The organism is Streptomyces sp. JLBT605 (assembly GCF_058215555.1).
Genome location: NZ_CM177087.1, coordinates 5,814,073 through 5,839,311 on the forward strand (window position 1 = coordinate 5,814,073; position 25,239 = coordinate 5,839,311).

Consider the following 25,239-nt stretch of genomic DNA (forward strand, 5'->3'; position numbering starts at 1 on the left):
GACATCCTGTGTCAGGGGACCCGCCGTAGATTTGCGACCATGCGCGCCGATCGGCTTCTCTCGCTTCTGCTCCTGCTGCAAAACCGCGGCCGGATGACCGCCGATGAGCTGGCGGCGGAGCTCGAGGTGTCGGTGCGTACGGTGTACCGGGATGTGCAGGCGCTGATCGCGGCGGGCGTGCCGGTCGTGGGCGAGGCGGGGCACGCGGGCGGCTACGCCCTGCTCGACGGCTACCGCACGCGGCTGACCGGGCTGACTGCGGCCGAGGCGCAGACCCTGTTCCTGGCCGGTCTCCCCGGGCCGGCGGCCGAGCTGGGGCTGGGTTCGGCCCTGGCGGCGGCCGAGCTCAAGCTCGAGGCGGCCCTGCCGGTCGCGCTGCAGGACCAGGTCCGGCGGATCCGTGAGTGCTTCCACCTCGACGCCCCGGGCTGGTACCGGCAGGCGGACGAAGTGCCGCATCTGCCCGCGGTGGCGGCCGCGGTGTGGGAGCGGCGGGCGATCCGCGTGCGCTATCGCCGGTGGAACGCCCCGCAGGTGGTGGAGCGGCGTCTGGAGCCCTACGGGATCGTGCTCAAGGCCGGACGCTGGTACACCGTCGCCCGTGCCGACGGTGACCTGCGCACCTACCGGATCGGGCAGATTCTGGCCCTGGAGCCGCTGGATGAGGTGTTCGACCCGCGGGCCCGTTTCGACCTGGCCCGTCACTGGCAGGCCCATACGGCGCGGCTGCAGGAGCGGCTGTGGGAGGGCGAAGCGGAGATACGGATCTCACCGGCCGGCATCGCCCGCCTGAGGGACGTCGCGGCGCAGGCGGTGCTCGACGGCGTGAACCGGGGAGAGCCGGAGCCCGGCGGCTGGCGCCGGGCCGTCATCCCCATCGAGAGCCTGGCACACGCGGAGGCGGAGCTGCTGCGGCTGGGCCCGGAGGTGGAGGTGCTCGCGCCGACGAAGCTTCGGGAGCGCGTCGCCGCGGCGGCACGGGCCATGGCGACCCTTTATCACTGATGGTGGTCTCGCCGGTGTGTGCCGTCCGGACGGCCGGTGCCGGAAAGCGCCAGCGGCCTCCCAGCACCCGGCTGATCCGACCTGCCGGAGGCCGCTCACCACTCTCGGGTGTTCCCCTCAGGCGACCGGCTCGCCGATGCCCAGGAGGTTCCCCTCGCTGTCACGGAACCAGGCGCCGCGTTCACCCCGTGCCCCCTTGCTCGGGTAGTTCCCGTCGATCTCGGCGATGCCGTCCCTCGTTCGAAGCCCGGGTACGTCGACCTCTTCGAACACCACACCGCGCCGTTTGAGCTCCGAGACGACGGCCTCGATGTCGTCGACCTCCCACCCCATCTGAGTGAAGGTACCGGGTGAGGCTCCCGTCGATCGGAACAGTGCGAAGTCCACGCCCCCGCACCGGTACAGCAGCCCACCGGGCCGCTCATCGACGGGCTCCAGACCGAGCTGCTCGGAGTAGAAACGCCGGGCCCGGTCCAGGTCCTTGGCCGGAAGCCTGGTCGCCACGCGTGCCCGGGCCAGAACGTTGCCGTCGCCTGCGTTCATGTCTCCACTGTGCCGTGCTCGGCGGCCGGGAGGGGTGCACGCGACAGGCGCGTGCCACGACGGCCCCACCGATCGGGTGAAATGCCGGGGCGTCGCACAGCGTGAGTCGCCAGGCGCACGGGTCCGCCTGCCGGGCATACGGGCCCGCCGCAGCCGACCACGAGCAAGGTCCGGGCCCGGGATCAGCCCCAGGCATCGTCTGCGCTGAGTCCGGTCGGCGGGTGGAGTCAGCATGTGAGGGGGACCATGTGAACGATGGACGACGGCGGCCCCGCCGCCGTCCGAGGAGACCGAGGACGCCGGCCGTGCCGTGGTCTTCGAGGTGGCGCCGCGCACCGCCTTCGGCTTCGGCAGAGGCGAGGGCTTCAGCCAGACCCGCTGGCGCTTCACTCGCTGAGAGGTACGAGAGGTACGCGCATGGGCTGCACCCTCGAGGTCATCGTGCCGGCCACCGAGGTGGACCAGCCACGGGCTTCTCCACGGACCGGTGCCGCTTCCACGCCGATGCCGACGTGTCTTCTTTCGCGGGCGCCCGGTCCGTCCAGCTCACCCTGCCCGGCTCCCGCCGCCGGCGTCGCCTGCTCACCGGGCGTCCGAAGAATCCTGACCCCGGCTGCGGGAGCCGTGTCGAGGGTCCCCGTCCGGCTCCGACGTCCCTTGTGAGAGCCGCCCGCCGCCGGGCGGTCGACCCGATGCACACCGAAGGAGCGACTGATGAAGTACCTGGTCATGGTGGAGGGTACGCAGGCGGACTACGACGCGATGCGAGGCAAGGCGTCCGAGCACTCCCCGGCCTGGAGCGAGGAGGAGCTGCGGGCCATGTACGCCCATATGAACGCGATCAACGACGACCTTGCCGAGAGCGGCGAGCTCGTCGACGGCCAAGGACTGGCCGATCCGAATCGGACCCGGCTGGTCTCCCTGGGCACGGACGGCAAGGCCGTCATCACCGACGGGCCGTACGGCGAGACCAAGGAGCTGCTGGCCGGCTACTGGGTGCTGGACTGCACGAGCCTGGACCGGGTCACGGAGATCGCCGAGCGCGTCGCCCGATGCCCCCAGCCCGCCGGGGCACCCGCGTACCCGGTGGTGATCCGGCCCATCATGGAAGGCGGCGCCGGGGACATCTGCTGAGGAGCCCATGAGCGCGACCACCGAAACCGAGAACCTGCTGCGCGAGCACGCGCCGCAGGTTCTCGGCGCGCTGGTCAGGCGGTACGGGCACTTCGACGACGCCGAGGACGCCGTTCAGGAGGCGCTGCTCGCGGCGGCCGGGCAGTGGCCGCGGACCGGCGTTCCGGACAACCCGCGCGGCTGGCTGATCAAGGTTGCCTCACGGCGGCTGACGGATGCCCTGCGCAGTGCGGAGGCGCGCCGTCAGCGCGAGGAGCGGGCGGTGGCGCTCACCCCACGATGGGGGTACCTCCCAGGCCCTCTGGGCTCTGGGGGAGCCTTCACGGCTCCGCCCTCGGATGATGACCGCGCCCCACGCGAGGACGACACCCTCTTGCTGCTGTTCCTCTGCTGCCATCCCGGCCTGACCCCGCCCGCGCAGATCGCGCTCACCCTGCGTGCGGTCGGCGGTCTGACGACGGCGGAGATCGCGCGCGCGTATCTGGTCCCGCAGGCGACGATGGCGCAGCGGATCAGCCGGGCCAAGCAGAAGATGCGGACCCTGCGTTTCGGGCGTCCGGAGAACTGGGAGGAGCGCCTCCCGGCCGTGCTGCACACCCTCTACCTGATCTTCAACGAGGGCTACACGGCCACCTCCGGCGCCGCCCTCCAACGGCGCGACCTGGCGGCCGAGGCCATCCGTCTGACCCGCAGAGTCCACCGGCTGCTGCCCGACGACTGCGAGGTGACCGGCCTGCTGGCCCTGATGCTGCTCACCGACGCCCGCAGCGGCGCCCGCGCCGGCCCGCACGGAGACCTCATCCCGCTCGACGAACAGGACCGCGACCGCTGGGACAAGGTCGCGATCGAGGAGGGCGTCGCGCTGCTCACCCGCGCCCTGTCTCAGGATCATCCCGGCCCCTACCAGCTGCGTGCCGCCATCGCCGCCGTGCACGACGAGGCGCCGTCGGCCGGGGCCACCGACTGGCGCGAGATCCTGGGCCTGTACGACATCCTCGTACGCCTGGTCCCCGGCCCCGTCGAACGCCTCAACCGGGCCGTCGCCGTCGCCATGGTCCACGGCCCGCGCGCCGGACTGGCCGAGCTGGACTCGCTGGCGGGCGAGGTGAAGGGACATCGCTTGGACGCCGTCCGCGGCCATCTTCTGGAACGCACCGGCGAGACCGAGGCGGCCCGAGCCGCCTACGAGTCGGCGGCCGCCCAGACCCTGAGCCTGCCGGAACAGCGCTACCTCCAGGCACGAGCGGCCCGCTTGCGGCGCTGAGGCCACATCCGACGGGTCGGGGACCCTTTGTATGTGCTCCGGCGGGACCTGGACCCGGACACGCGACGCGGGCACACGCCGGCGACCCACTCAGGGTCGCCGATGTGCCGACGCCGGATCAGGTCTGCTGTTGGCTGATGTTGACCATCCAGGTGATGCCGAACCTGTCCGTGCACATGCCGAACACGTCGCCCCACATCTGCTTCTCCAGAGGCACGGACACGGTGCCGCCATCAGACAGCTTGTCCCAGTATCCGCGCAGTTCCCCCGCGTCGTCGCCGCTCAGACTGACCGCGATGTTGTTCCCGGGTCTGTGTTCCATCCCGGGCGGATTGTCGGCGCCCATCAGCGTGAATCCACTGGCGGTCTCCAGCATGCCGTGCATGATCTTGTCGCCGTATCCGGGGGGCGTCTCGGAGCCGAAGTCGCCGTAGGAGTTGACGGTCAGGTCGCCGCCGAAGACCTCCTTGTAGAACTCCATGGCTTGCTTCGCGTCACCGGAGAAGCTGATGTAGGGATTGAGACGGGAGGGCATATCCGGTCCTTTCGTGACGAATGGTCAGTGCCGGCAGCCTACGTGCGCCGCACCTCCCCATCGAGAACATCGCCTGGTGGCAACGGGATGACGAGAGCGCGGCAGCGCATCGCGCCTGGGTGCGTGACCTGTCGCGGCTGACGGCCCGCCGGGCGACTACCCGACCTGCCGGCCCTGGCGAATGCGAACGGATCACGCACACGTGCAGACCTCACCGTGAACACCCGCTGGCTGGGACGCGAACGTTCCACCCGGGGGGAGTCTTTTCCGCCACCCCTCTGTCTTACGAAGACCACAGCATGCGAGTGGTGAACGGCACGGCCACCTCGGGTGGGCAGCCGGGTTCCTGGCGCGGTGCACCCCTCGGACGGATGGCCGATTACCGTTCGAGTCGGTGGCAACCAATCAGCGGTACCGGGGGTCATGTGGTGTGCTTTGATTCGACTGCCCACGGAGGATGTGCAGTGCCCTCTCACCACGTCAGTCACCGCCTGCTGCGCGCCGCGTCGACAGTGACGCTGACTCTCGCCACCGGCCTTGTTCTGCCGGCCGCCCTGGCCACCACGTCCGCTGCCGCAGCACCGACGGCCACCGCCGTGCTCAGCGAGAACGGCCGTGAGCTCTTGTACACGGCGGCCGTTGGCCAGACCAACAAGGTGTCCATCACCGAGTCGTCCTTCGACGGGCTCGCGAGCATCACCTATGTGATCGACGACGCCATCCCGATCAGCGCCGGAGCCGGCTGCGAGCACCCCGACGCCACCGACCGCACCAAGGTCTCCTGCACGGTCACCACCGTGGACAGCCAGGACCCGTACGCCACGCTGGAGATGGACCTGCGCGACGGTGACGACACCGTCGCTGTGTCCGACTCCACCGACCAGGCTTACTACTCCAACTCCATCCGACTCGGTGCCGGCAACGACGAACTGACCAACACAGGCCCGGTCGACGGCAGCTATGTGCGTGGCCAGGCGGGCGACGACAGCATCACCGTGGGCGCCGCCGCCATGGTGTTCGGCGATGAAGGCCGCGACACCATCCGCGCGAGCGGCGAGGCCACCATCGCGGAGGGCGGCACCGGTAACGACGTGATCCATGGCGGTGCCGACGACCAAGTGCTTTCCGGCAACGACGGCAACGACACCCTCTACGGCGGTACGGGCGACGACCTGCTGTACGGCGGCAGGGGTAACGACATCCTCTGGGGCAACAGCGGCATCGACCAGATCTACGGCAACAGCGGCGACGACAAGCTGTACGGCGGGCCCGGCCGCGACAGCCTCTCCGGCGGCCCCGGAAGGGACACCGTCCGTCAGGACTGACGACTCCAGCCCCCCCCCGTGCCTCCTCGGCCGGCCGGATCCCTCCGCCGCTGCGGACCTGATGCGCCGGACGGCCCGGCGCCGACTGTCCCGCAGTCGTGTGATCCCGCGGCTGGGCCCCCAACCTCGGCAGACCCTTGGTGCCACCTCCGCCGGTCCAGCGGTCGCTCGTGATCCGCCAGACAGTCCTTAGACCGTGTTTGAGATCTCGGTGCGGACGGCGCGGGCAAGCCGAAAACCGGTTGACCCGTGACGAATGATGAGATCGTGATCTCCAAGGAACGCGCCGTTGAGCTCATCGAGTCCCTCCTGGCCAGAGAGCTGCCGACGCGGCCGTGGAGGGGGTGTGCCCCCACGCCGGACGTCTACCACGTGGAGGAACGCGCGGTTGGCTGGCTCGTCTTCTGGCGCTCGGCGGAGCAAGCCCGGGCCCGTGACATGCGCGGCAGCTTCGTCGGCGGCCACTACCTGGTGGACCGGCACGATGGGAGCGTCCACTACGTGCCCGCCGTCTGGTGGGAGGACGAGGGCTGGGAGGAGCAGTACCTCCTGCAGACCAAGGGCATCAGACCGCCTGATCCACTGGCCTCCACTGTTCGCGCGCTCGTCCACTCCGCAGGCGTCGTGGCCGCGATGAGCTACCTGCGCAAGCGGGCCCCGCGACTGAACCTGCGGGAAGCAAAGGCCTACGTCACGACCGTTCAGGACGGCGCCGAACCACCGGAAGAGCTGGCAAGCCTTACCTGGAAGGAGCCGAAATGGCCGCCGCTGCCGATCGAGACGCTGACTGGTCCGGTCCAATAGAGGTCTGGCCGAGGAGCCGAGTTTGCCCGCGGTACCCACTGCTGTGAGCTGGGCGGCGCAGACCGCCGAGGCGCTGCAGGCCGCTCATACGGCCGGGGTCGTGCACCGGGACCTGAAGCCGGCGAACCTCATGCTCACCCCGGACGGTCAGGTCAAGGTCCTCGACTTCGGCATCGCTCGGTACATGGCGTCCACACACAAGTCGAGCAAGGTCATCGGCACGCTCGCCTACATGTCCCCCGACCGTTTCGGAGACCTGCCCGCCGACACCCGCTCCGACCTCGTCTTGGCCCTCCTCGCCGAGCACCTCGGAGTGCGGGGCCGGGCCACCATCGTCCGCGGTGACGACTTCTTCCGGCCCATGCCCGTCCCCGTACGCCCGGTCATGAGCACGGCGGCGGGATACGCCGGCCACTTCGACTGGCAGCACCTTCGCGACCAGGTCCTGCTGCCGCTCGCGAGCGGCCAGGCAGCTCGCCACGAGCCGAGATGGAAGAGTTGCTAATTTTTGCAATTGCTTAGATGCTGTGTTCGCTGTGCCCGCAGGTAGCCGCGGGCACAGCTTCAGCGCTTGCCCCGGCATGGGTGCCGTCGGGGAGATTGAAGGGGTCGTGTCCGTTCCGCTGTACCAGGCCAAGGCCGAGTTCTTCCGGATGCTCGGGCACCCCGTGCGGATACGGGTGCTGGAGCTGCTGCAGGACGGGCCGAAACCGGTGCGTGACCTGCTGGCCGCCATCGAGGTGGAGCCGTCGGGCCTGTCGCAGCAGCTGGCGGTGCTGCGTCGGTCCGGGATCGTCACGGCCACCCGGGAAGGATCGACGGTCGTCTATGAGCTGGCGGGCGGGGACGTGGCCGACCTGATGAGGGCCGCGCGGCGGATCCTCACCGAGATGCTCGCCGGGCGGAACGAGCTGCTGGCCGAGCTGCGGGGAGCCGAGGTCGCCGAGCGATGACCTCGGCGATCAGCCGGGCAACGGGTCGGCTCACCGCGCTTCTGCCCACTCGCGCCGACATGGCGGACATGGGACGCGGCCCCCGGCGGGACCTGCTGGCCGGCCTCACCGTGGCGGTCGTGGCCCTGCCGCTCGCGCTCGGCTTCGGCGTCTCCTGCGGTCTCGGAGCCGAGGCGGGACTGGCGACGGCCGTGGTCGCCGGCGCGCTCGCCGCGCTGTTCGGCGGGTCCGACCTCCAGGTGTCCGGGCCTACCGGGGCCATGACCGTGGTGCTGGTGCCGATCGTCGGCGAGTACGGTCCGACCGGCGTGCTGACCGTCGGGCTGATGGCGGGCGTGATGCTCGTGGCGCTGGCCCTACTGCGGGCTGGCAAGTACATGCGGTACGTGCCCGCACCGGTGGTGGAGGGCTTCACTGTCGGTATCGCCTGCGTGATCGGCCTGCAGCAGATCCCGGGCGCGCTTGGTGTGCCCAAGCCCGAGGGTGACCGCGTGCTGGTGGTGACCTGGCGGGCCGTCGAGGAGTTCGCGAAGGAGCCGAACTGGACGGCGGTCGGCTTCGCGGTCGCGGTGGCCGCGGTCATGCTGGTGGGCGCCCGTCTGCGGCCGGCTGTCCCGTTCTCCATCCTCGCGGTCATCGCAGCCACCATCGTCGCCCAGGTCGCGGGCCTGGACGCGGCGCGGCCGATCGGCGACCTTCCGTCCGGGCTCCCAGCGCCCTCGCTCGGCTTCCTGGACCTCGGCTCGCTCGGCGCCCTGCTTGCCCCGGCCGTGGCGGTGGCGGCTCTCGCGGCCCTGGAGTCCCTGCTGTCCGCCTCGGTGGCGGACGGCATGGCGGTGGGGCACAAGCACGACCCCGATCGCGAGCTGTTCGGCCAGGGCCTGGCCAACATCGCCGCCCCGCTGTTCGGCGGGGTGCCCGCGACCGGCGCGATCGCCCGGACCGCGGTCAACGTCCGCACGGGCGCGGGCTCCCGGCTGGCCGCCCTCACCCACGCCGCGATCCTCGCTGTGATCGTCTTCGCGGCAGCGCCCCTGGTGTCGAAGATCCCGCTCGCCGCTCTCGCCGGCGTGCTGCTGGCCACCGCGGTGCGCATGGTCGAGGTCGGCTCGCTGAAGGCCATGGCGAAAGCCACCCGCTCGGACGCGCTGATCCTCGTCCTGACCGCCGCCGCGACGGTTGCACTGGACCTCGTGTACGCGGTGATCGTCGGCATGGTCGTCGCGGGCGCCCTCGCGCTGCGCGCCGTGGCCAAACAGGCCCGCTTCGGCCAGGTGCCCCTCGACAGCGCTGATCGAAGCGCCGAGGAACACGCGCTGCTGGCCGAGCACATCGTCGCGTACCGGATCGACGGGCCGCTGTTCTTCGCCGCCGCGCACCGCTTCCTGCTGGAGGTGACCGAGGTGGCCGACGTACGCGTCGTCATCCTGCGCATGTCGCGGGTGTCGACGATGGACGCCACCGGTGCGCTGGTCCTCAAGGACGCGGTGGAGAAGCTGACGCGGCGCGGCATCCTCGTCCTGGCCTCCGGCATCCGGTCCGGCCAGCGCCAGGTCCTGGGCTCCGTCGGCGCGCTGGAATTGCTGCGGCACCACGACCGGGACTACGCCACCACCCCGGAGGCGATCCGCGCTGCTCGCGATCACCTGGAGCAGGCGGGAGTCCTGTCCGCGAGTGGCGGTGTCCGGAAGAGGATCCCCAACGCCGGGAAGTCTGCCGAATTCAGAGAGGAGGCTGTGCGATGAGCCTTCCCCCCGCCGCCTTGCGCATGGTCGAGGTCTCCGGTGCGGAGGCCCTGTGGCTGGTGGAGGGCAGCAGCATGGGACGGCTGGTGTACCCGTTGCGGGGCCAGACCCTCGTACGGCCTGCCCGGCATGTGTGGGAGTACGGGCGTCTGATCGTCCGGGCCCCCGCACAGGCGGCCGTCGTGCCAGAGGCGGTCACGTACCAGGTGGACGAGATCCGGGTCGTCACCGGCACCGGTTGGACAGTGACCCTGTCCGGCTCCGCCGAGGTGATCGGCGATCGCGACGAGGCGGCCCACTACCGGCGCACCCTCACTGGCTGGATACATGGCCCGCACGACACCGTGCTGCGCCTGCACCCCAAGACGGTCACCGGCTTCCGCCTCGCCCGCGGGGAGAGATGATGGCCCAGGTTCTCGACGTCCTTCCGTACCGGCACGTGCTCACCCTGCCCAACGAGCCGTCCGCCGTCCGTCATGCCCGCGAGACCGCCGAACAGGTGCTGGTCGAGTGGGGGGTAGATCTGCACCGGCCCGTCGTGGACGCGGCGCTGCTCATTCTCAGCGAGCTGGTGACCAACAGCGTCCGGCACGCCGCCGAGATCTCCCCGCATATCACGGTGATGTATACGGCAAATGGAAGCCGCCTGGCCTTCGCCGTCCACGACCGTCACCCTCATCAGCCGCCGCTGCACCTGGCCGTCGGCACCGGTGGCGGTCTCGGCACGGTCATGGAACTCACCGGGCAGTTCGGCGGCACCGCGGCCGTGCACGGCGACGCCGACGGCAAGAACATCTGGATCGTCCTCCCCCGTTGACCTCAACGGCCCGGCAACACGCAAGGAAGTTCCGCGCATGACCATCGAGTGGCGCTACACCAGCGAGCGGGGTCTCGGCATCCTCTCGGTCGCCGGATACCTGGGCCCCGAGGCGGTCCGTCGCTTCGGCGGCGCGGTCGGCTGGGTCGTCGCCCGCGGCACCGGACCGGTGATCCTCGACCTGACCGCGCTGCGCAGCTGGTCCGCCGAGGGCCAGCTGGCCATCACCGAGGCCGCACGCCGTCTTGCCGGGGCCGGCCGTAGCCTGGAGTTGGCGGCGATCCCCGCCGACGGCTCGCTGGTCCCGCCCGGCGACTGCCCGCGCATCCCCGTCCACTGCGACCTGGCCGCCGCCCTCGCCGCCCAAGCCCGGCGCCCTTTTGCCCCCGAGGAGGGGCAGAAGGCGTGGCGCACCGACGGCTGGCCCACCTGACCCTCATCCGACCCACGTATCCGCTCACTGACTGAAAGATTCTTGTGCCATGAGTGACAACCTTCCCCCCTGCCCCGAGTGCTCCGGTACCTACACCTACGAGATGGGCACGCTCCTGGTCTGCCCCGAGTGCGGGCATGAATGGTCGCCGTCCGAGGAATCCGCAGACAGCCCCGGGAACAAGGTGATCAGGGACGCGGTCGGCAACGTGCTCGCCGACGGTGACACCGTGACGGTGGTCAAGACGCTGAAGGTCAAGGGCAGCCCGTCGGGGATCAAGGCGGGTACCAAGGTGCGCAACATCCGCCTGGTCGATGGCGTGGACGGCCACGACATCGACTGCAAGGTCGACGGTTTCGGGGCCATGCAGCTCAAGTCCAGCGTGGTCAAGAAGGCGTGATCCGACACTGCGCTGTGCTGAACCGCCCGGGACGACGTCCCGGGCGGCTCAGCGTTCGCACGGCCTAAGGGGCGCTGTGGCTGAGCGGGCCGGTCGCCGACTCCCTCACAGGGTGGCGGCCCGGCTTCTCGCCCGCGGTTTCGGCGCGGCCGGTGCTTCAGGCGAGGATGTCTGCATGTTCTTGACGAGTGGGTGGATGCGATGCGCCGAGCTGCGGCCGGCGGGGCCGTGCTGTTGTGCCGGGGAGGGGACGGCACGATGAGTACGCCGCTGTACCAGCTGAAGGCCGAGTTCTTCAAGACGCTGGGCCATCCAGCGCGTATCCGGGTCCTGGAGCTGCTGAGCGAGCGTGAACACGCTGTCTCCGAGATGCTGCCCGAGGTGGGCATCGAGCCCGCACACCTGTCCCAGCAGCTGGCCGTGCTGCGGCGGGCAAGCCTGGTCAAGACCCGCAAGGAGGGTTCGACCGTGTACTACTCACTGACCAGCCCCCGGGTAGCGGAGCTTCTGCGGGTCGCACGCGCCATCCTCTCCGGCGTGCTGGCTGGCCAGGCGGAGCTGCTCGCAGACCTGGAGGCGGCCCAAACGGAGGGGAAGCCGCCGTCGTAGCGGCGGCCCGTGACCGGTGCGTCTCCTCATGATCTGATCCGAATGATCTGGTCCGATTCGCTCGCTGTCCCAGATGATCCGGTCCCGTGGGTCCGCTTCTCCGGTCCCGCGGACCCCGGTGGTCTCTGAGCCGTCCCGGAGGCTGACCGATGGGGGCAGGACCTGGTCATAGCCGGGTGGCCGTGCGGACCAGGCCGGCCAGGGTGAGGGAGCGGCTGTGGGCGGGCCAGGCGATGTGGGTCACGACGGAAGGTGCGTCGGTCAAGGGGACGGCCGTGTGCTCGGCCCACAGCCAGGAGCGGGCGGAGTCGGGGACGACCGCCACGGTGCGTCCGAGGGCGATCAGCTGGGCCAGTTGCGTCTGGTTGTGGATCTCGGGGCCCGGGCCGGGTGCGTAGGTGCCATGGGTGGGCCAGCGGGCGAGCGGCAGATCGGGGACGTCCCTGACATCGGCCAGGGACAGGGTCTCGCGGGCGGCGAGGGGGTGCCCGGCCGGCAGGACGGCGACCTGCCCCTCGGTCGTCAGTGCCTCGCTGTCGAACCCGGCGAGGGAGTTCCACGGCGTGTGCATGAGCGCGACATCGGCGCGTCCGTCGCGCAGCAGCTCTTCCTGCTCGCAGATGCCACACGGCAGCACCTCGATCTCGGCACTGTCGGGCTCCGCCGCGTAGGCGTCGAGAAGCTTCCGCAGCAGTTCGTGGGAGGCGGCGGCCTTCACCGCGAGGACCAGCCGATTGCGGGGGCCGCCGGGGCTGTCGGCACCGCCGGCGCGCCGGGTTCGGCGAGCGGCGGCGACGGTCGCGTCGAGGGCCGCCCGGCCCTCGTGCAGCAGCACCTCTCCGGCATCGGTCAGGCGGACACCACGGCGGTTGCGCTGCAGCAGGCAGACCCCGAGGCGCCGTTCGAGCTGCTGGATCGCCCGCGACAGCGGCGGCTGGGCCATGCCGAGACGCTCGGCGGCGCGCCCGAAGTGCAGTTCCTCGGCGACGGCCACGAAGTACCTCAACTCGCGGGTCTCCAGGGTGTCCACGGCCGCAGCATACGTGGTGATACCTGGCGGGTATGACAGGGCACCGGATCGGTGTTGGCCGCGCCATTCGTCCGAGGGCCACCATCATCAGCATGAGCGAAACGATGATCGCGCTGGTGACCGGCGCGAACAAGGGCATCGGGTATGAGATCGCGGCCGGGCTGGGCAGCCTCGGGTACCGCGTTGGTGTGGGGGCCCGCGACGAGACCCGACGCGAGACCGCCGTCGGAAAACTGCGCGCCCTCGGCGTGGACGCGTTCGGGGTACCGCTGGACGTGACCGACGACCGGAGCGTCACCGATGCCGCGGAACTGGTCGAATGGCTGGCCGGGCGCCTGGACGCCCTGGTCAACAACGCCGGCATCTCGGGCGAGATGGGCCCGGGGTGGGAGCAGGACCCGACCGCGCTCGACCTGGAGGTGTTCCGCACGGTCGTGGATACCAACGTCATGGGTGTCGTCCGGGTGACCAACGCGATGCTGCCACTGCTGCGGCGCTCGGCCTCGCCACGTATCGTCAACGTCTCCAGCAGCGTCGGCTCCCTGACCCGGCAGGCGGACCCCGACACCGAGATCGGCCCGGTCATGGCGGCCTACGCGCCGTCGAAGTCGTTCCTCAACGCCCTCACCGTCCAGTACGCCCGGCAGTTCACCGGTACGAACATCCTGATCAACGCCGCCTGCCCGGGCCTGGTCGCCACCGACTTCACAGGCTTCCACGGATCCCGCACCCCCGAACAGGGCGCGGCCACAGCGATCCGGCTCGCCACACTGCCCGACGGCGGCCCGAGCGGTTCGTTCTTCGAGGACGACGGCGTCGTCCCCTGGTGACCACGGACTGCCCTGAGCCGACGAAGCCCCGGCGGGTCCACGAAACGGTGCGGACGGACCAGCGGCTCCGCCGCCAGCTGAGCACAATCAGCCCCACCGCAGGCGTCGTCCCCCTGCCCCGCCGATGAACTCCTCCAGCCCGTGCTCAAGAGGGTGGAGAGGTGGTTGTCGTTGAGTGAGAGGACGAGAACCACGTGGACGTGTATGAAGCTGTGGACAGTCGCCGGGCCGTGCGGGCGTTCAGCGATGAGCCGGTACCCAAAGAGGCGAACAGCAGCCGCGACCATCTCCAAGTCCCCGCACCCACCGACCAAGATCAGTCGCAGGGCGGCCCATTAGGGTCGCTGGCATGACGACATCCCTTGCCGGCAGTGCCTTCGACTCCCTCCGCCTCGACGCCGTGCCCGATCGGGACGCGTTGCGCCGGGTCTACGAACTGCCCAAGGACACGGCCATACGCAAGCAGATGACCGAACTCACCGAACAAACCAAGCGATTGATTGAATGCTCATCGCTCGTCCTGGTCGCCAGCGCGGACACCGAGGGCAACTGTGACGTTTCCCCGCGTGGCGGCCCCGCCGGGTTCGTCGCCGTCCTGGACACACGGACAGTGGCGATACCGGACGCGACCGGCAACAAGCGTCTGGACACCCTGCAGAACGTCATCGCCACCGGCCGGGCCGGGCTGCTGTTCGTCATCCCGGGGCGCACCACGACGCTCAGGGTGAACGGCCGGGCCTGCGTCTCCACCCGCCCGGAGCTGCTCTCGCAGCTGACCGCCGTGGGCAAACCTCCGGCTAGCGCGCTGGTGCTGGGGATCGAGGAGGTCTACCCGCACTGCCCCAAATCGCTCCTGCGCAGCGGGGCCTGGAAGCCGGAGCACTGGCTGCCGGCGGACGCCCAGCCGACCTCGGCCGAGGTGACGCTGGCCCAGCTGCGGATGCCGGAGCTGACGATCGCTGACATCGAGCAGGTGGAGGCGGATTCGCTGAAGTACCGGTACGAGTGACGGGCCGACCCGGCAGCAACGGGATTTCGAGGAGAGAAGCACCGAGGTCGGGGGCGGGCAAGGCGCCGACGCCATGCGTCGACAATCCTGAGCCGGCCCTCATCCTTGCCGGTGTTCCTGACGCGTTGGAACAGACCGGCGGTGACTTGTATGGCGTCATCGTCAACGTCGCCGTGAACACGTGGATGGCCGGCCACATCCATGGCGAGGACGGTTGTGCGGGATGCGAGGACCGCCGAGGCCCTGCCGGTCACAACTTGGATGGTTTGCGGTCGTGTGTGGCGGGTGGGCTGTCGAAGCGGAGTGGGCAGGTGGATTGTCAGACCCATGTGCTGTCGTTGACGCAGTGACGTTCGACGATGTTCGACGTGAAAGGGCAGCGCATGAACCGCGAGCAGTGGCGGCCGTTCCTGAAACTGTGGAGCGAGGAGTGGATCGTCGGGCACGACCCCGAGCGGGACGCACCTTTGGACGACGAGGTCGTACAGGACGGCTGGCTCGGGTTCGCCCCGGCGAGCGCGGATGAGGTCGCGGCAGCCGAGGCCCGCCTGGGCCGGACGTTGCCGCCCTCGCTCCGCGAGTTCCTGCTGACCACCAACGGGTGGCGGGACGCGGGGAACTTTATTTACCGGCTCGCCGGCGCCTCCGAACTGGCCTGGCTGGCAGATACCGACGGGGACTCCGGCTGGATCGACGCCTACAGCGACACCGAGTTCGCCGACGATGACGAGGACCTGGAGCCCGAGGGGGCGATCCTCGCCCGTTCCCTGCGCCTGTCTCTCGACGGCGACGCCGCGATCATGCTCCTCGACCCCGAGGACGTCGACGAGCGCGGCGAGTGGGCCGGATACTGGCTCGCGTCGTGGTCAGGGATGGGACCGGAGCGCTTCGACTCCTTCTACGACCTGATGTACGACCAGTACACCTCTTTCCACACCCTCCGCCGGCCGGAGGGCGAGACGCGCGACCACTGGGACGCCGAGGTGGAGCGGGCCCGGCTCGCCGCGCTCGGTGGAGCGGTCGAGGGGCCGTTGGCGGTGCTGGAGGAAGCCTCCAGGTTCGGCAGCAGCCGAGCCCACCTGCTGCGTTTCCAGATGCTGGCCATGCTCGGCGACTGGTACACCGTTCCCCTGAGCAAGATCGCCCTCGTCGATGAGGAGCGGGTCGGCTTTCTGCGGGACCCGCTGTTCAGCCAGGAACTGCTCCCCTTGCTCTACGCCGAACACCGGCAGGCCATACACGGCCAGAGCTCCACCCTGTCCTTCCTCAAGACGCTCGGCCCGGAGGAGTCCCAGTCGATCGCCGCCGACTTCAAGCCCGGTCTGTTCGACCCGGACCGGCTGAGCTTCGGGAACGCTGAGTTCGACGCGGCAGTGCGCGGCGTACTCGATCGCCTCGGACCCGACCCGGACCTCCAGAACGATGCCCTGTGGCCCGAGCTCCGCGCAGCTCTGGAGCTGTGGCGTCCGGTCAGTGAGGATCACATAGCCCCTGTCGTCCTGTTGGCCCATCCCGTCCTGGCCGAGTTGATCACCGAGGAGCGCGGGCGGGAGGTTCTCTCCATGCGGCGAGGCTCCTGTGGACTGTCCGGCGGGTCATGAGCGGAGCCGCGGCCGCAGGCGTGCCCGGGAAGGTGGGGGGAGCGCCTAAGACCCCCCCTGTCCGCATTGGTTGAGGGCTCACCGTGACTCAGGGGAACTCACGGGATCACGGGATGTCGCACAGATGCCGGACAGAGCAGGATGGGAACAGGCTCACCCAGGCTTGCGTCACAACTCGCTAACTCGCCCAACTCGTGCGGCCCTTCTCACGTCACGACTGATCGCGAATTCCGCTACGCACCGGGGTTCGACGCCCGTGTCGGCCAGACCAGTGCCTGAGCGACGATGACACTCTCACCGTTGAAGGTGACGGCCGGGCCTTCGTGCAGCTCGTAGCCAAGATCCATCAGTTCGCTCACACGCCGGCAGAACGTGGCGTCATCCGGCCCGGTCAAGACTCGGTAGATCGGCAATCCGTCAGGTGGTGTGCTCATGGGAAGAAGGATCCCAGACGCACCCGCTCGCAGAGCCGACGGGCCATTTCGCCCCGAAGCAATCGCTCCCGGGTCGGAGTATCCGGCCGCTGGCTACTGCTCCCGTTGCACCCGCGACACGCCCGCCCCCTTGTGCGGGAACGCCCAGCTGCGTCATCAGGCTTCGCTGAAGGTCCGTCGGTAAGCGCCGGGGGTGGTGCCGACATGTGCCCGGAAGCGGCGAGGCAGGTTGACCGCCGAGGCGAGTCCGACCCGGGAGGCGATGGCTTCCACCGGAAGATCGGTCTGTTCCAGCAGTGGCGCCAACGACTCGTCCGCCCTGGCCGCTGCGGGCTGTGCGGCGGCGTACTGGAGTTGGCTGCCCTCCCGGTGCGGCGGCAGGACCATGCGCCGGGCAATCTGGGCGGCGTACGCCGCGCCGTGGTCGGAGCGCACCGGGTGCAGGCACAGGTCGATACCCGCGCCGGTCCCGGGACTGGTCGCCACGTCGCCGTGGTCCACGAAAAGCACGTCCGGATCCACCTGCACCTCGGGGAAGGCGGCGGCGAACCGGGCGGCGCTGCGCCAGTGGGTGGTGGCGCGTCCCGGCGGCCGGTTCGGTGAACGCGAGACCGCCGATCAGGACGGCAGCGGTAACGGTGAGCACGGATCGAACGGACATGAGGTGTCCTGCCTTTCCGATATCGAAGATGAGCGCGGCGGAACCCGCGGTCAGGCGCTTGTCCTCCGTGCGGACCTGCACGATCGCGGTCGAGCCGTCCTCGGACCGCTTCTCGGCCTGGCCGAAGTCGGCGCTGACGCGCGAGGTACGGATCACACAGACGCGGCCCACGACGGCTCCCGCGCCGTGATCACACCAGCCCAAGCGAGATCGTCTCACCGAGGTGAGCTGAGATCCCCATCCGCCCGTCGTTGGCCGGGCCACATGTCTCCATACGCGGCGTCCATGAACTGGATCTGCGGCCCGCGCATCGCCGACGCATCGGCTATCTCGCCTCGGGCCGCCTCGGCAAGGCGGGACGCATAACGATAGGTAGCGCCCCGCAAGGGCTCGCTCCTGGCCGCCAGGTCGATCTCGGCCTGAGCAAGCCACAGATCATCGACGAGCTGGCCGAGCTCGGAATCGGTCGCGGTGTCGCCGGCGTCCGGGCGGGTGAGCGCGACCTTCTCCACCTGCAACGCGATCCTCACGAACTTCAGGACCGCTTCCTTGAGCTCTGCCCGGTGAGCGGCTGATTCCTGGACTTCGAGCTGTCGAGTGCTCGCGCGCGAGACGAGGTACTGACCAAACAGCGACCCGACCGCGCCGAGCGCAACCCCTGCGAGAGACAACAGCGCCGGCCCCAAGGTTCCCCAAGATCCCATAGGTGGAGTCTCTCAACATCGATCCACCCCTTGAGGAGGGCCGGGGCGCCAGCGGTATTGGTCGCACCCGCTCAGCCGGCCGAAGTGGTCTGTGTCGCCTCGCGTGCTTCGGTGAGGGCTCGCTGTCTGAGGTTGCCGCCGAACAACTGAATCGTGGTGGCGGCCAGGATGTCATCCCTGCCGATGGTCCGCCCGTCCCCCCTGCGGGTGGACAGGGCTTGGAGGGAATCCTTGGGGAACGGGGGTGGGGCCGGTTCGCCCGATATCACTGGGGTGACCGTACCGAAACGTTTGACCCCGCCCTCGCGGACGACCATGGCCGCGTCCCGGGCGAGGTCTGTCAGGAACACGCTCGCGATTCCGTCCAGGTCGCGGACCATCGCTGGGACGGCCGTCGCCCCCCGGCTCCGCAGCAGCTTCTTGACCCCGGCCTCGAACCTGTGGGCGCCGACCACCGCACTCGGTTTGCGCGACCTGCTGCGCTTGCGAGAAGGCACGATGACACCCTCGGCGTCGTACAGGACGCCGGTCATGCCTTGAAAGGTCGGGCTGTGGTCGTACCACTTGTTCCCCACCTCGAGCTCGATGTTCCGGTCGATCGCCGCGAGAAGGTCCCCGGGAATCAGTTTCCTCCGGGCCTCCTCCGACGCCGCTCTCCTCGCGCCGTCGATGATCTCCGTCAGCACTGTCCGCGTCACCGAAGCGGCGGTCCACGCGGCCGACCGAGAGACGTGCATCGAGGTCACGTCCCTGAACACCGCTTTGACGAGAGAAGGCTTGAACGGCGAGACATCCATGACCGAGGCGGTCTTGGGACCGCTGCGCTCCGGGCGTGCGAGCTGTGTGGTCATCGAAGAAACGCTCCCTGCTGTCGGGGTTATCACAGGCCCACACTGCACCACGCGGACCCGCTCTCTTCCCCCGTCCTCCGTCCAAGCGCCACCCGGTCAAAGGACTGACGGCACATCCCGACGGCCGGGCCGATGATCAGCCACCTCCCGCACGCCCTCGTACCGTGGCACCTACGTCCCCTGGCCGGGGGAAACGGCCGGCGCCGTCGGGCCTCGTGCGGGGTCCGCAGCCCCTGCCTCCCCCGCTGTTCCGACGGAAGTGGTCAGCGCGCCGACTGGGACATGTCCGACGGGTCCCGGGTGTCTGACTCGTCGGACGTGCCGAGGGTGAGGAGCGCGGCCGCGAGTTCGCGCCAGCCGCCTCGGGCGAACGTGCCACGCGAGTCGGTGGCGATCTGCACGGCGATGTGGTCGGCGCCGGCCTTGTGACGTTCCGCGAGCCCTGCCGCTATGTCCTCAGGCTTCCCCCAGAGGAAGAGGGCGTCGATGAGCCGGTCACTGCCTCCGCCGGTGAGGTCCTCCTCGGTGAATCCGGACCGCAGCCACGCGGACCGGTAGTTGGCCATGGGCAGGTACGGGGCGAGCGCGTCCCGCGCCCGGGCGCGTGCCGTGCCGGGGTCGGCGTGCAGGATGACGGTCTGACCCAAGGCGAGCAACGGCCCCTGCCCCAGCAGTTCCCTGGTCCTGGCCACGTGCTCGGTGTCGACCAGGTACGGGTGGACGCCAAGGCTCCGGGAGGCCGCCAGCCGGGTCATCCGGGGCCCGTGCGCCCCGACCAGCCGTGCGGAGGCGGGGAGTGCGACAGCCGCCGAATCCAGTCCGTCCAGGTAGCAGGCCATCGCGGTGTAGGGCCGCCGGTAGGTGTCGACGATTTCGCCGTGGCTGACGCCCAGGCCGACCACTAACCGCTCCCGATCACCTGCTGGCAGTGCGCCGTACGCACCGGCCAGGTGTTCCGCGGGCTGGCCCCAGATGGAGACGCAAGCACTGGCCACGGTGACCCGACGCGTCGCCTCCAACACCCGGGCCGCGCTGAGCAGGTCGCCCCGCGGACTGCCGCCGGGGTAACCGCCGAGCCACAGTGTCCTGTACCCGAGTTCCTCGGCCTCCGCGGCGGCATCCGCGGCCTCGCCGGGGTCGCCGTGAGTGAAGGCCAAGCTCCAGATCCCGAACGTCCCCAGCTCCATCGGCTTCCTCCTGTTTGTCGGCACGGCCCTTCCTATCCGTACGGCCACCGCTACCGCTAGGGGCCGTCCGGGAGGTCCCCGCCGGAGCTCGCCCCACGCCGGCCGGAACGACACCAGCTCGGCTCGGTCACTCGACCCGCACCTGCGGTCGGCAGTTCGGGAGGTCAGCCTGGGAGCGGCTCGGGGTCTTCCTTGCCGCCGGCGACGTGCCCATCTCGCGTGCCCTTCGTAGGCACAGATGCCGACCGTCACCATCCCGAACCGCCAGCGCTGCGGTCGGCTCGGCAGGCAGTTCGTCTCCGAAGGGTCAGCGTCGTCGCCGGATATCTCGGCGTCGCTTGATCGTGGCCCGCCGAATGGCGCTGCGGATCTGTGCGACGCTGTCGCAGGGGTTCAGTTCCTGCCGCAGGTTCAACAGGTAGCCGGTGGGGTGTCCTGCGAGGACCTGTCTCCTCTGGTCGAGCGCTCCTCTGGCAGCCCCGACGAAACACCCGGCGGCCATGGCCGCGCTCGTCGCGAGGGGCGGCGCGTCTACCGCGTGGGCGAGGAACCCCAGCGCCGCGGGCGGTACCAGCGTCTGCATGGTCAGGACGGTCCGGACCGGCTGGAAGCCCAATCGGCCAAGTTCCTGTTCCATGGTCAAGATGGGCCCCACGATTGCTCCCTGCACCAAGAGGTCCAGCTTGGCTTCCCTCACTTCGGGATTGGGAATCCCGCCGATCTCGATGAGTTTCGGTGCGAGTGCCTCAAGGTACTCGCGATAGCACATCATCTCGGGCAGCAGTCTGCGTCTGGCTTCGATGATCCGCTCAACCGGGATCTCGGCCAGATCTCGGGGGAGGACGGTCTCCATGGCCAGCACCATGAACGCATGGCTGTAGTCCGTCGGGTCCTCCCTCACCATCGCCGTCTCGTCGGCGAGGAGAATCTGTGCCAGGGCTTCGATCGTCCAACCCGAGGTGGCGGCACAGAGTACGGGCTGATCAGTCACCGGGGTCAGGTGGTTCTCCCGAGCGATCACGTGTGCGAGGACCGCCAGGTAGACATCGGCCAAGCGCCGGTGCATCGCCAGGTCCCACGCAGGAAGGACCCGGCCCCTGAAGTCGCGCCGCTGGTAGCTCCTTGATACCAGTAATCCGGCTTCTGCCAGCCGGTATGCCAGTCGGTGGGACATCTTGGCGTTATGCACCTTCGCCAGCCGGGGACCGAGCGGAGGGGGCTCGTCGTAGACGGCATCGGTATCCAGTGGCGCGACGCCGAGCGCGTCAGTGCCGTACCGGGGTATCAACTCATCCTGGTAGCGATCGAGGAAGTCGTAGAACAGCGCGCTGACCTGCTCCTCGATGCCTGCCGGGTTCCAAGCGGGGCTGCGGGGCAAGACGTCCTCGTCCACCCACGACTGACTGGCCCAGGGGGGCGATACGTCCACGACGAAGTTGAGCTCGTCGCGGAGGCGTTTGACGACGTCGGAGTCTCGGAGACTGTTGTAGCCCTTCGGGACGATCCGCCCGAGCCGTGGCCAGTGCAAGGCCGCAGCCTTGACCCAGGTGTCGCTGGGGAGGTTGGCGTGCGGGAAGTACAAGGCAACGTCATTCACGAAGAACACGATGACCTCTGGGCCGATGCCCATGGAAGATGACTGCACCCACGCCCCCGTCGTCGCGGAGGCTCTCGGCTACCACGACAAGACCATCACCCGACTCCGCGACGAGACCGGCGGGGAATGAAGCCGATGGCCCGGGGATCACACGGTCATCAGCGGGCTGTGTTCCTACCTTCGTCGATGTCCAGCTGGTAGATCGCCAGGAGCTGGGCGGCATGCTCGGGCCGCATCGCGGTGGCGCTCGCGGCGGTCATGCGCGGGCTTCGACGCCGAGTTCGGTGAGCAGGCCGCGGATGCGCCGCTCGATCTCGTCGCGGATCGGGCGAACAGCGGCGACGCCCTGCCCGGCGGGGTCGTCCAGCTTCCAGTCCAGGTACCGCTTGCCGGGGAAGACCGGGCAGGCGTCCCCGCACCCCATGGTGATCACCACGTCCGAGGACTGCACCGCCTCGGTGGTGAGGATCTTCGGGGTCTGGGCGGAGATGTCGATGCCGACCTCGGCCATGGCTTCGACCACGGCCGGGTTCACGGCGTCGGCGGGGGCGGAGCCGGCCGAGCGGACTCGCACGCTGTCGCCGCCGAGGTGGGTGAGGAAGGCGGCGCCCATCTGGGAGCGGCCGGCGTTGTGGACGCAGACGAACAGCACTGAGGGGACGGTGGAAGTGCTCATCAGGTCAGGGCGCTCTCTTCAGCGGGGCGGGCGGGGGCGGCGGCCCGCGACTCGTCGAGTGAGATGGGCTCGCTCATGGCGGCAGGGGCCGGGCGGCCGAAGCAGACGGCGACCACGGCGACCAGTGCGGCTGTGCCGATGGCCTCCGCCGCTGTCCGCCGCGCCAGTGGCACGGTGGCGCTCACGCTGTGGCCTTTGCCGTCGTGGCGGGGGTCTGGAGCAGGGCGGACAGCTTCGCCAGGGCCGGGGGCAGCACCCAGTAGTACACCCACGTCCCGCGCCGCTCGGAGCCGACCAGGCCGGCCTCCCGGAGCACCTTCAGATGGTGCGAGATGGTCGGCTGGGAGACGTCGAAGGGGCCGATGAGGTCGCATACGCACGCTTCGCCGCCCTCGTGCGAGGCGATCAGCGACAGCAGTCGCAGCCGGACGGGGTCCGACAGCGCCTTGAACATCCGCGACAGCTCGACCGCGTCCTCTTCACCCAGCGGCTCGCGGACCATCGGCGCACAGCACGCCGCGTCGTCCTGGCCGAGTACCGGCAAGCCACCTTGTTTCGACATGCCTCTATGTTGACGGGTGTCGAATCCGGTGGCAAGCTCAACTGTATCGACAGATATCGATACAGCAGCGTCCCCGGATGGGAGCCCGCCATGTCCCGCGTCCAGCTCGCCCTGCGCGTCGCCGACCTGCAAGGCTCGATCGCCTTCTACTCCAAGCTCTTCGGCGCCGAGCCCGCCAAGCGCCGCGAGGGCTACGCCAACTTCGCCCTCACCGAGCCCCCGCTCAAGCTCGTCCTCATCGAAGGCGAGGCGGGCGAGGACACCCGCCTGGACCACCTCGGCATCGAGGTCGCCTCCACCGAGGAGGTCACCGCCGCCACCACCCGACTGAAAGAGGCCGGGCTGGCCACCTTCGAGGAGAACGACACCACCTGCTGCTACGCCCGCCAGGACAAGGTCTGGGTCACCGGCCCCGGCAAGGAGCCCTGGGAGGTGTACGTGGTCAAGGCGGACGCCGACACGCTTCAGAAAGCCGACGCCCCGGCCGCCTGCTGCGGCACCACCGCCTGCTGCACCCCCGGCGAGCAGGCCATCGACCCGGACCAGACGCCGGCCGAGGCCAAGGCCGCCGCCGGCTGCGCCTGCACCAGCTGACACCGCCCGATCGCGGTGGGAGCTGACCGGCACCGGGTGACGCAGAGCAGGCCCGTGCCGTCGACCGTGATGTCGTTGGTGTGCGGGGGTGGTTGGTTCATCGGCCGCTCGCGCAGGGGGGCCGGTGATCCACTACCCGGCATAACGCCTGCGGGCGACTCCCTGTTCCCTTCTGACGATGTGATATTTCGCCAGGTCAGGATGGCTATCACGGCAGGTCGGACCTCATGCATAGTCCCTGGGCGGCCAGGCGGCCAGGCGGCCAGGCGGCCAGGCGGCCAGGCGGCCAGGCGGCCAGGCGGCCAGGCGGCCTGCAGGAGAGGGGATCCAGTACGTATGCAAACCGTCAGGACGGGCGAGGACACGGCGGCCGACACATCGGCGCGGTCACTGGCGAAGCCTCGGCAGTCGTGGCCGGTGACGCGGGGGCTGCTGCCCGAGCGCGGACCGCGGCGGACGCTGGCGCTGGCAACGTTCATCAGCATGGTGGGCAACGGTCTTTTCATGACCGGCGCCGCGCTGTTCTTCACGCGCTCGGTCGGGCTGTCGGTGACGCAGGTCGGCCTGGGCATGGGGGTGGCAGCCGTGGTGGGCCTGGTGGCGGGGGTGCCGGCGGGGCGGGTGGCCGACCGGCGCGGGCCGCGGGAGACCTATCTGGTCATCCAGTGCGTGCAGGCGGTGGCGATGGCGGCGCTGGTACTGGTGCACTCGTTCGGGGCGTTCGTCCTGATCATCTCTCTCACCCAGCTGGCAGCCTCGGCCGGGGCCGCGGCCCGGGGACCGCTGACGCGCGGCTTCGGGGGGCCGAACCCCACGAAGTACCGGTCCTACCTGCGGGCCGTGGGCAATCTGGCCGGGGCGTGCGGCGCGCTCATGGCCGGTGTGGCGGTGCAGGTGGACACGCGAGGCGCGTACGTCGCACTCGTGCTGGCCAACGCCGTGAGCTTCCTGCTCTGCGCGGCCGTCGTGACCCGGCTGCCGCACCTGTCGCCGGTGCGTGAGCCCGGGCCCGCGGCCGCCTCCACGGCGTCCCCTCCCGGCCGGTGGGTCGTGCTCAAGGACCGCCCGTACATGGTCGTGACCGTGCTGGACGCGGTCCTGTCGCTTCAGGGGCACGTTCTGGTGTTCGCACTGCCGCTGTGGATCGTCGGACACAGTGCGGCGCCCCAGTGGCTGGTCGGGGCGAGCGCGGTGGTCAACACACTGATGGTGGTGGCGTTCCAGGTGCGGGCGAGCCGGGGGGTCGTCGACAACACCTCGGCGGGGCGGTTCGCAGTCCGTTCCGGGGTCGCGTTCCTCCTCGGCATGGCGGCCATCGCGGCCGCCGCGGGCATGCCGGGCCGGCTCGCCACCGCGATGATCGTCGCCGGCGTCATCGTGCACACCATCGGCGAGCTGTGGCACACGGCGGCCTCATTCGAGCTGGGCTTCGGACTGGCGCCCGGCCATGCACAGGGCCAGTACTCCGGGCTGCATGCCACCGGCGTCGGCGTGGCGAGCTCCCTGGCCCCGTCGATCCTGGCCTTGTTCTGCATCACCGGAGGCGTCCCCGGCTGGCTGGCACTGGGCGGTGTCTTCCTGCTCACGGGGCTGGCGATGCCCTACGCGGTGCGATGGGCGGAGCGGACCCGCGCCGCGGCAGCCGCAGAGGCCACCGCGAGCCTCTCCCACGGCTCGCCGGCTGCCCAATGAGATGTCCTTCAACTCGACCTGGCTGATGTCACCGTCGTGGGTAACTCGATGGGAGGCTGGATCGAGCGCGGTCGGCCGCCAACCGCGAAAATGATGTCGTTCGCACTCGGCTGGGCAGGCACCCATCGATCCGCCACTCCGCGTCGCTGTCGGCGGCCTGGCGCGGTTTCGCCTGGCGGTGGCGCGCAGGGGCAGCCGAACGCCGTGGAACCGTGCGGCAACAGTCGATGAACTTCCGCCGACA

At 69.8% G+C, this 25,239-nt stretch carries 29 protein-coding genes and 3 pseudogenes; 20 read left to right on the forward strand and 12 right to left on the reverse strand.

The window, feature by feature from the left end; translation table 11 throughout:
* Window positions 1-39 precede the first annotated feature (39 nt).
* A complete protein-coding gene (locus AC4BDD_RS25555; protein WP_490687797.1) occupies window positions 40-1,005 on the forward strand; it encodes a helix-turn-helix transcriptional regulator in 966 nt (321 codons plus the stop codon).
* 117 nt (window positions 1,006-1,122) lie between these two features.
* Here AC4BDD_RS25555 and AC4BDD_RS25560 read toward each other — a convergent pair whose 3' ends face one another.
* Complete coding sequence (locus tag AC4BDD_RS25560) at window positions 1,123-1,548, reverse strand: VOC family protein (protein ID WP_490687798.1); 426 nt, start codon at window positions 1,546-1,548, stop codon at window positions 1,123-1,125.
* Window positions 1,549-1,849: 301 nt separating this feature from the next.
* Here AC4BDD_RS25560 and AC4BDD_RS25565 point away from each other — a divergent pair.
* From AC4BDD_RS25565 to AC4BDD_RS25575, 3 genes and pseudogenes are all read left to right on the forward strand, one after another.
* Window positions 1,850-1,945, forward strand: a pseudogene (locus tag AC4BDD_RS25565) (pyridoxamine 5'-phosphate oxidase family protein); the annotation flags it as partial.
* A gap of 317 nt (window positions 1,946-2,262) precedes the next feature.
* Complete coding sequence (locus AC4BDD_RS25570; protein WP_490687799.1) at window positions 2,263-2,682, forward strand: YciI family protein; 420 nt, start codon at window positions 2,263-2,265, stop codon at window positions 2,680-2,682.
* A gap of 7 nt (window positions 2,683-2,689) precedes the next feature.
* Window positions 2,690-3,946 carry an RNA polymerase sigma factor gene (locus AC4BDD_RS25575; protein ID WP_490687800.1) on the forward strand — a complete coding sequence of 419 codons (1,257 nt, stop codon included), beginning with the start codon at window positions 2,690-2,692 and terminating at the stop codon, window positions 3,944-3,946.
* A 118-nt stretch (window positions 3,947-4,064) separates the two neighbouring features.
* Here AC4BDD_RS25575 and AC4BDD_RS25580 read toward each other — a convergent pair whose 3' ends face one another.
* Complete coding sequence (locus AC4BDD_RS25580; protein ID WP_490687801.1) at window positions 4,065-4,481, reverse strand: VOC family protein; 417 nt, start codon at window positions 4,479-4,481, stop codon at window positions 4,065-4,067.
* 464 nt (window positions 4,482-4,945) lie between these two features.
* On the opposite strand from AC4BDD_RS25580, the gene AC4BDD_RS25585 reads away from it, so the two are divergent.
* The 10 genes from AC4BDD_RS25585 to AC4BDD_RS25630 all read left to right on the forward strand — a co-directional run bounded on the left by AC4BDD_RS25585 (window position 4,946) and on the right by AC4BDD_RS25630 (window position 11,567).
* Window positions 4,946-5,806 carry a calcium-binding protein gene (locus tag AC4BDD_RS25585; protein WP_490687802.1) on the forward strand — a complete coding sequence of 287 codons (861 nt, stop codon included), beginning with the start codon at window positions 4,946-4,948 and terminating at the stop codon, window positions 5,804-5,806.
* A gap of 267 nt (window positions 5,807-6,073) precedes the next feature.
* Window positions 6,074-6,610 (forward strand): YrhB domain-containing protein, encoded by a 537-nt coding sequence (locus tag AC4BDD_RS25590; protein ID WP_490687803.1) that lies wholly within the window; start codon window positions 6,074-6,076, stop codon window positions 6,608-6,610.
* Window positions 6,611-6,632: 22 nt separating this feature from the next.
* On the forward strand, window positions 6,633-7,115 hold the full coding sequence (locus tag AC4BDD_RS25595; protein ID WP_490687804.1) for a protein kinase domain-containing protein: 483 nt from the start codon (window positions 6,633-6,635) through the stop codon (window positions 7,113-7,115).
* Between the two features lie 106 nt (window positions 7,116-7,221).
* Window positions 7,222-7,563, forward strand: coding sequence for an ArsR/SmtB family transcription factor (locus AC4BDD_RS25600; RefSeq protein WP_490687805.1), 342 nt, complete (start codon window positions 7,222-7,224; stop codon window positions 7,561-7,563).
* On the forward strand, window positions 7,560-9,308 hold the full coding sequence (locus tag AC4BDD_RS25605) for a SulP family inorganic anion transporter (protein WP_490687806.1): 1,749 nt from the start codon (window positions 7,560-7,562) through the stop codon (window positions 9,306-9,308). The genes AC4BDD_RS25600 and AC4BDD_RS25605 overlap by 4 nt, the downstream gene beginning before the upstream one ends.
* Complete coding sequence (locus AC4BDD_RS25610) at window positions 9,305-9,712, forward strand: pyridoxamine 5'-phosphate oxidase family protein (RefSeq protein ID WP_490687807.1); 408 nt, start codon at window positions 9,305-9,307, stop codon at window positions 9,710-9,712. The genes AC4BDD_RS25605 and AC4BDD_RS25610 overlap by 4 nt, the downstream gene beginning before the upstream one ends.
* The gene (locus AC4BDD_RS25615) at window positions 9,712-10,125 is read left to right on the forward strand and encodes an ATP-binding protein (RefSeq protein WP_490691934.1); all 414 of its coding nucleotides are present in this window, start codon (window positions 9,712-9,714) and stop codon (window positions 10,123-10,125) included. Before AC4BDD_RS25610 ends, AC4BDD_RS25615 begins: the two co-directional genes overlap by 1 nt.
* 37 nt (window positions 10,126-10,162) lie before the next feature.
* Complete coding sequence (locus AC4BDD_RS25620) at window positions 10,163-10,558, forward strand: STAS domain-containing protein (RefSeq protein ID WP_490687808.1); 396 nt, start codon at window positions 10,163-10,165, stop codon at window positions 10,556-10,558.
* Window positions 10,559-10,607: 49 nt separating this feature from the next.
* Window positions 10,608-10,958, forward strand: a complete 351-nt coding sequence (locus AC4BDD_RS25625) for a zinc ribbon domain-containing protein YjdM (RefSeq protein WP_490687809.1) — start codon at window positions 10,608-10,610, stop codon at window positions 10,956-10,958.
* 258 nt (window positions 10,959-11,216) lie between these two features.
* Window positions 11,217-11,567 carry an ArsR/SmtB family transcription factor gene (locus AC4BDD_RS25630; protein WP_490687810.1) on the forward strand — a complete coding sequence of 117 codons (351 nt, stop codon included), beginning with the start codon at window positions 11,217-11,219 and terminating at the stop codon, window positions 11,565-11,567.
* Window positions 11,568-11,733: 166 nt separating this feature from the next.
* Here the strand turns inward: AC4BDD_RS25630 and AC4BDD_RS25635 are convergent, their stop codons facing one another.
* Window positions 11,734-12,597 (reverse strand): LysR family transcriptional regulator, encoded by an 864-nt coding sequence (locus AC4BDD_RS25635; RefSeq protein ID WP_490687811.1) that lies wholly within the window; start codon window positions 12,595-12,597, stop codon window positions 11,734-11,736.
* Between the two features lie 92 nt (window positions 12,598-12,689).
* On the opposite strand from AC4BDD_RS25635, the gene AC4BDD_RS25640 reads away from it, so the two are divergent.
* The 4 genes and pseudogenes from AC4BDD_RS25640 to AC4BDD_RS25655 all read left to right on the forward strand — a co-directional run bounded on the left by AC4BDD_RS25640 (window position 12,690) and on the right by AC4BDD_RS25655 (window position 16,037).
* Entirely contained in the window at window positions 12,690-13,427 is a 738-nt protein-coding gene (locus AC4BDD_RS25640) for an SDR family oxidoreductase (RefSeq protein WP_490687812.1), read from the forward strand.
* Window positions 13,428-13,621: 194 nt separating this feature from the next.
* Window positions 13,622-13,693, forward strand: a pseudogene (locus AC4BDD_RS25645) (nitroreductase); the annotation flags it as partial.
* Window positions 13,694-13,776: 83 nt separating this feature from the next.
* Window positions 13,777-14,436 carry an MSMEG_1061 family FMN-dependent PPOX-type flavoprotein gene (locus AC4BDD_RS25650; protein ID WP_490687813.1) on the forward strand — a complete coding sequence of 220 codons (660 nt, stop codon included), beginning with the start codon at window positions 13,777-13,779 and terminating at the stop codon, window positions 14,434-14,436.
* A gap of 359 nt (window positions 14,437-14,795) precedes the next feature.
* Window positions 14,796-16,037, forward strand: coding sequence for an SMI1/KNR4 family protein (locus AC4BDD_RS25655; RefSeq protein ID WP_490687814.1), 1,242 nt, complete (start codon window positions 14,796-14,798; stop codon window positions 16,035-16,037).
* Window positions 16,038-16,270: 233 nt separating this feature from the next.
* Here the strand turns inward: AC4BDD_RS25655 and AC4BDD_RS25660 are convergent, their stop codons facing one another.
* The 9 genes and pseudogenes from AC4BDD_RS25660 to AC4BDD_RS25700 form a co-directional block, all read right to left on the reverse strand.
* The gene (locus AC4BDD_RS25660) at window positions 16,271-16,471 is read right to left on the reverse strand and encodes a DUF1737 domain-containing protein (protein WP_490687815.1); all 201 of its coding nucleotides are present in this window, start codon (window positions 16,469-16,471) and stop codon (window positions 16,271-16,273) included.
* A gap of 156 nt (window positions 16,472-16,627) precedes the next feature.
* A pseudogene (locus tag AC4BDD_RS25665) lies at window positions 16,628-17,050 on the reverse strand (helix-turn-helix domain-containing protein); the annotation flags it as partial.
* 297 nt (window positions 17,051-17,347) lie between these two features.
* Entirely contained in the window at window positions 17,348-17,818 is a 471-nt protein-coding gene (locus AC4BDD_RS25670; RefSeq protein ID WP_490687816.1) for a hypothetical protein, read from the reverse strand.
* An 89-nt stretch (window positions 17,819-17,907) separates the two neighbouring features.
* Window positions 17,908-18,687 carry a hypothetical protein gene (locus AC4BDD_RS25675; protein WP_490687817.1) on the reverse strand — a complete coding sequence of 260 codons (780 nt, stop codon included), beginning with the start codon at window positions 18,685-18,687 and terminating at the stop codon, window positions 17,908-17,910.
* A gap of 263 nt (window positions 18,688-18,950) precedes the next feature.
* Window positions 18,951-19,874: a TIGR03620 family F420-dependent LLM class oxidoreductase gene (locus tag AC4BDD_RS25680; protein ID WP_490687818.1), complete on the reverse strand. Its 924-nt coding sequence runs from the start codon at window positions 19,872-19,874 to the stop codon at window positions 18,951-18,953.
* A gap of 307 nt (window positions 19,875-20,181) precedes the next feature.
* Complete coding sequence (locus AC4BDD_RS25685) at window positions 20,182-21,504, reverse strand: DUF6236 family protein (protein WP_490687819.1); 1,323 nt, start codon at window positions 21,502-21,504, stop codon at window positions 20,182-20,184.
* Window positions 21,505-21,727: 223 nt separating this feature from the next.
* The gene (locus AC4BDD_RS25690) at window positions 21,728-22,147 is read right to left on the reverse strand and encodes an arsenate reductase ArsC (RefSeq protein WP_490687820.1); all 420 of its coding nucleotides are present in this window, start codon (window positions 22,145-22,147) and stop codon (window positions 21,728-21,730) included.
* Window positions 22,147-22,332, reverse strand: a complete 186-nt coding sequence (locus AC4BDD_RS25695) for a hypothetical protein (RefSeq protein WP_490687821.1) — start codon at window positions 22,330-22,332, stop codon at window positions 22,147-22,149. The genes AC4BDD_RS25690 and AC4BDD_RS25695 overlap by 1 nt, the downstream gene beginning before the upstream one ends.
* Window positions 22,329-22,709, reverse strand: coding sequence for an ArsR/SmtB family transcription factor (locus AC4BDD_RS25700; protein WP_490687822.1), 381 nt, complete (start codon window positions 22,707-22,709; stop codon window positions 22,329-22,331). The genes AC4BDD_RS25695 and AC4BDD_RS25700 overlap by 4 nt, the downstream gene beginning before the upstream one ends.
* A gap of 90 nt (window positions 22,710-22,799) precedes the next feature.
* On the opposite strand from AC4BDD_RS25700, the gene AC4BDD_RS25705 reads away from it, so the two are divergent.
* Both AC4BDD_RS25705 and AC4BDD_RS25710 read left to right on the forward strand, forming a co-directional pair.
* Entirely contained in the window at window positions 22,800-23,303 is a 504-nt protein-coding gene (locus tag AC4BDD_RS25705; protein ID WP_490687823.1) for an ArsI/CadI family heavy metal resistance metalloenzyme, read from the forward strand.
* A 336-nt stretch (window positions 23,304-23,639) separates the two neighbouring features.
* Window positions 23,640-24,995, forward strand: a complete 1,356-nt coding sequence (locus AC4BDD_RS25710) for an MFS transporter (RefSeq protein WP_490687824.1) — start codon at window positions 23,640-23,642, stop codon at window positions 24,993-24,995.
* Window positions 24,996-25,239 lie beyond the last annotated feature (244 nt).